Raw genomic sequence first — 4,684 nt, forward strand, 5'->3', positions numbered from 1 at the left:
AGGAATGATCGCTGTGGCTCCACTCAGTTCCCCTTGACCGCCTCCACCAGACGCGGGTGACACGTCTGCCGCGCGGACCGCACGCAGCCCGCCGAAGGCGGGTGGCGACCTACATCACGTACAGATGTCAGACATTCGGTGTTAGGGTCGCCTTATGAAAGATCTTCGTGCGCCGCGCCGTGTCGCGAGCCTGTCGGCGCAACTGGTGGACACCCTTCGTGAGCAGATCACATCCGGCGCATGGCCTGTAGGGACGCGGATTCCGCCCGAACATGACCTGGTCGAGCAACTCGGAGTCGGGCGTACGACGGTGCGCGAGGCGCTCGGCGCGCTGGTGCATCTGGGCCTGCTGGAGGCTCGGAAGGGTGACGGGACATACGTCCGGACATCGAGCGAAATGCACTCGGTACTGATGAGACGTGCCAACAGCTCAAGGCGGAGCGACGTGCTGGAACTGCGCGCAGTGCTGGAGGAGTACGCCTCGGGCTTGGCCGCGTTGCGGCGTACCGAAGACGACCTGAATCGCCTGCGGCACCTCCTCGACGAGGCCGAGGCGGCAGCGGATGCACCGGAGGTGGCCGCCAGCGCGGAGGTCGATACCCGCTTCCACCAGGCCGTGGTGAGTGCCAGCGGGAACGCCCTGCTTACCGAGGTGTACGACGTCCTCAGCATCGCGGTCACCGAACAGATCGGCGGCACGGTCTGGCCCAGCGCCACGGCCGCGGAGCACAGCCTTCTGCACAGGCGTCTCGTCGAGGCGATCGCCGCCCAGGACGAGGTCGGCGCACGCTACTGCGCCACCGAGATCGTGAAGCTCACCGAGAACGGAACGGAACGACAGCAGTGACCACCTCGAGGAACTCCCGCGCCGGCCTCACCACGGCTACGAAGGCCGACCGGATCGCAACCCCGAAGACACCGGTTACTACGCCCACCCTTTCGGTCGGCCTCTTGATCGCGATCCTTTTGGTGGCGGCCAACCTGCGCGCGACCTTGACGGGTGTGGGCACACTGCTGCCGGCCATCGAGCACGACACCGGGTTGACCGCGTCAGAGGGTGGCGTGCTGAGCACCCTGCCGCTGTTCGTGTTTGCTGTGACTTCGCCCTTTGTCGGGCGCACCTCGCACCGGGTCGGCACCACCCGCCTCCTCGTGGCCGCCCTCGCGGTGCTGGCAGCGGGCACCGTGATCCGGTCCCTGCCTTCGCTCGCCTGTTTGTTCGTCGGAACCGTGATCCTCTCGGTGGCGATCGCAGTTGGCAACGTCCTGCTGCCTACGGTGATTCGCACCCACGTGCCCGGCCCGCAGGTTCATACCGTCAGCGCTCTCTACGTCACCGCCATGGGAGTGGTCGCCGCTCTGTCGTCCGGCATCTCCGTCCCGCTTGCCGGGGTCCTACCCGGAACCTGGCATTCCGCCCTGGCCTGGGGAGTAGTCGTCACCGTCGCCGCTCTCGCCGTGTGGCTGCCTCGGCTACGCGGGTCCCGGCCCGACGGCGACGTGCGGTCTCGTGGGACACACGCCCGAACCCCATGGCGATCCTGGCTGGCGTGGCAGGTGTCCTTCTTCATGGGCCTGCAATCCCTTGCCTTCTACACCGCCGTCGCCTGGCTGCCCAGCATCCTCAGTCAGCAGGGCATGAGCACCACGGCTGCCGGCTGGACGCTGTTCTACTACCAGCTCGTCGCACTGGTCACGGGCATGTTGCTGCCTTTGATCACTCGAGGCCGACACGACCAGCGCTTCGCTGCTGCCGCGGGCTCAGCGATCGTCGCCGCGGGCTTCGCGCTTCTGCTCCTCTTTCCGGCGCTCGCACTCGCTGCGTGCACTCTTCTCGGGTTGGGCGCCGGGGTCTGTCTCGTGCTCGCCCTGAGCTTCCAGAGCCAGCGTGCCACTGGTCCCAGCGAGACCACAGCCCTGGCCGGGATGGCTCAGTCCATCGGCTATCTCGTCGCCGCGGCCGGACCCCTTCTTCTGGGCGTCCTCCACGACACCACCGGCAGCTGGACTGGCGCTCTCCTGCTCCTCACCGCATTGAGCCTGGTCATGGCCGCCGCCGGTTATGGCGCTGGACGCGACCGCCACGTTCGCGTCCGGCCTGACCGCGAGACAGACTGACGCCGTCCAGAACGCATCGGACCGGATACAGAGTCAAAGGGCACTCCTCTCTGGGCATCCGCCTCCGGCGCCCGCCGCATGAGATCCAGCAGGACGCGGCCGAGAGCCTGCTGAGTGTTCCCGATGCCGGCAGGGGCCGGGCGCGCCAGGTCGGCGGGGACCGCGGGGGGCTTTTGGGGCGCCTGTTCGGGGCGGTGCAGCCGCCGGGCGGCCGCCGCGCACAGGGCCGCTTCCGCCGAACCCCCACCGAAACGCGTCCACGGGCCGTCGAGATTGGTTCCCAGGCGGTCGGCAAGTGCACTCATCTGGCCGGCCGTCAGGAGCGAGGAGTGGTTTTGCGGATGGCCCTCGGTGGGGAGCCCGTAGCCCTTGACCGTGTACGCGAAGATCACGGTCGGGCGGGTGTCGTCGACACCGGCGAACGCATCCGACAGCGCGCCGATGTCGTGGCCGCCCAGGTTGCGCAGCACCGCCAGGAGCGAGGCGTCGTCCAGGGAGGCGATGAGCTCGGCGACCGGCCCGGCCGTGGAGCCGGTGCCGGGCAGGCGTTCGCGCAGCACGTCGGCGGAGCAGCGCAGCAGGCGCTGGTATTCGGGGTTGCCCATGGCATCGATACGAGCGCGCAGGGCCTCGCCGCCGGGCCGGGTGAACAACTCCTGGAGGAGATGCCCGTACTTGAGGGAGATCACCTGCCAGCCGGCCGCGGCGAACATGCCGTGCAGCTTGTCCGCGGCGATGCCGGGGATGACTCGGTCGAGGGACTGCCGGTTGAGGTCGACGACCCACACCACTTCGCCCAGGCCCGGCACCATCGGATCCTGGATGGCTTCCCAGATCGCGCCCTCGTCCAGCTCGGCGTCACCGAGCAGGGAGTACTGGCGCCCCCTCCCGGCACCGCCGAAGCGCCCCTCCACGTAGCGCCGTGCGAGGGCGCCCCACAGGGGGGCGGTGGCGCCTATGCCGACCGAACCGGTGGAGTAGTGGCCGGATCGGGGTCCTTGGAGCGACTGGGGTAGCTCTGGAGGCCGCCGAAGGCGCGCAGCGTGGTCAGGTAGGACTCGTCCAGCTCGCCCAGCAAGTAGTTGATCGCATGCAACACCGGTGAGGCATGCGGCTTGACCGACACCCGGTCCTCGGCGGTCAGCGCATGGAACCACAGCGCCGTCATGATCGAGGTCATCGAGGCACTGGACGCCTGGTGACCGCCCACCTTCAGCCCCGAAGGGTTCGGCCGCACCCGGTTGGCGTGGTCGATGATCGCGGTGGACAGCCACAGCACCCGCTGTTCGACCGACTCCAGCGCGGCGAGCTCCGCCGCCTGGGCAGGACAGCCGTTGCCGCCGGCCGACCTCGGTTCCACAACCATCACAGACCACCTCCGTATTCGGCACCATGCCTGAGGAATTTCGCGTTATGCTCCGCCAGAGGATGGATAACTCTGCGACTGCACAAGATGTTTCTTTGAGATCGAGCATTCTGCTCGAATTCGGGCCATGTGATCGGCTGGCCCGGGGCGCTGGGCCGGTTCGCACCGGCCTTAAGACGCGGCCCCATCACGCGCCGTGGCCGACGGCAGAGAGTCGACCGCTCGCAGGACATCCGTCAGCCATGCGACCTGCCCGTCGAACTGTGCCAGCTTCCAGGGCCGTACCCACCGGTATGCCTTGTGCTCCCAGTTGAGAGTGAGCCGGCGTTGACCGGTGCGGGCCAAAAAGGTGTGCACGGTCCAGTCCGGCCCGCCACGAGGGTCGGCGAGACGCAGCGTGGGACCCGCGGTCAGCTGCTCCAGAGCGCGGGCGGGGAGCAGAGTCTCCTCCCAGATCTCCTGGATGGCCTGCCGCACCGGGTCGTTGTCAGCGTCCAGATATCCGGTGATGCAGTGCCACAAGCCCGCATCATGCTGGACAGATCCACTGCGCTTGAACAACCCGATGCGCCCTCGCCACATGAGGATGACGGCGACTACCTGCCGCGGGCCCCGAGACCTGGGCCGACCGGACGCGTTCGGGGAGTCCCTGACGACGACCTCGTGTGCCACCGGACCGTTCACGTCGTTCACCGGATGCGGCTCTCGCTCCCGGCCCATGCCTCGTCCCGCAACACGAACTTCTGGATCTTCCCGGTGGAGGTCTTCGGCAACTCGGTGAACGTGACCGCCTTCGGCGCTTTGAACCGGGCCAGTCTGCCCCGCACATGCTCGATGATCTCCGCCTCGGTGGCCGTAGCACCTTCCCGCAGGCTCACATAGGCGGCAGGGACCTCGCCCCAGCGCTCGTCCGGCACCGCGATCACCGCCGCCTCAAGTACCGCCGGATGATCCATGATCGCCTGCTCCACCTCGACCGACGCGATGTTCTCTCCTCCGGAGATGATCACGTCCTTCGAGCGGTCACGCAGTTCAACGTACCCGTCGGGGTGCAGGATGCCGATGTCCCCGGTCCGGAACCATCCGTCCGGCACCGCTGCCAGGGTGGCCTCCGGGTCGTCGAGGTAGCCGAGCATGAGGTTGTTGCCGCGCAACGCGATCTGCCCCGTGGTGACACCGTCAGCAGGAACGTCGGTGCCA

The 4,684-nt window shown here is 68.0% G+C and carries 4 protein-coding genes and 1 pseudogene; 2 read left to right on the forward strand and 3 right to left on the reverse strand.

All coding sequences use genetic code 11. The features are described 5' to 3' along the window. The first annotated feature begins 154 nt into the window (after window positions 1–154). Together NQU54_RS48015 and NQU54_RS48020 are read left to right on the forward strand one after the other, a co-directional pair. On the forward strand, window positions 155–847 hold the full coding sequence (locus NQU54_RS48015; RefSeq protein ID WP_257636562.1) for a FadR/GntR family transcriptional regulator: 693 nt from the start codon (window positions 155–157) through the stop codon (window positions 845–847). Further along, the gene (locus NQU54_RS48020; RefSeq protein ID WP_257636563.1) at window positions 844–2,118 is read left to right on the forward strand and encodes an MFS transporter; all 1,275 of its coding nucleotides are present in this window, start codon (window positions 844–846) and stop codon (window positions 2,116–2,118) included. Before NQU54_RS48015 ends, NQU54_RS48020 begins: the two co-directional genes overlap by 4 nt. Before the next feature lie 50 nt (window positions 2,119–2,168). Here the strand turns inward: NQU54_RS48020 and NQU54_RS49665 are convergent. The 3 genes and pseudogenes from NQU54_RS49665 to NQU54_RS48040 all read right to left on the reverse strand — a co-directional run. Further along, a pseudogene (locus NQU54_RS49665) lies at window positions 2,169–3,484 on the reverse strand (thiamine pyrophosphate-binding protein); the annotation flags it as partial. 171 nt (window positions 3,485–3,655) lie between these two features. Further along, on the reverse strand, window positions 3,656–4,204 hold the full coding sequence (locus tag NQU54_RS48035; protein ID WP_257636565.1) for an NUDIX domain-containing protein: 549 nt from the start codon (window positions 4,202–4,204) through the stop codon (window positions 3,656–3,658). Then, window positions 4,174–4,684 (reverse strand): AMP-binding enzyme (locus tag NQU54_RS48040; protein ID WP_257636566.1); only part of this gene is annotated, 511 nt, incomplete at its 5' end. The genes NQU54_RS48040 and NQU54_RS48035, both read right to left, overlap by 31 nt.

It is taken from the genome of Streptomyces malaysiensis subsp. samsunensis (assembly GCF_024519315.1).
Classification (GTDB): domain Bacteria; phylum Actinomycetota; class Actinomycetes; order Streptomycetales; family Streptomycetaceae; genus Streptomyces; species Streptomyces malaysiensis.

Excerpts from the sequence above, each read along its gene's own strand:
- NQU54_RS48015 (WP_257636562.1), top strand. The coding sequence starts at position 155 with ATGAAAGATCTTCGTGCGCCGCGCCGTGTCGCGAGCCTGTCGGCGCAA.
- NQU54_RS48035 (WP_257636565.1), bottom strand. The coding sequence starts at position 4,204 with ATGGGCCGGGAGCGAGAGCCGCATCCGGTGAACGACGTGAACGGTCCG.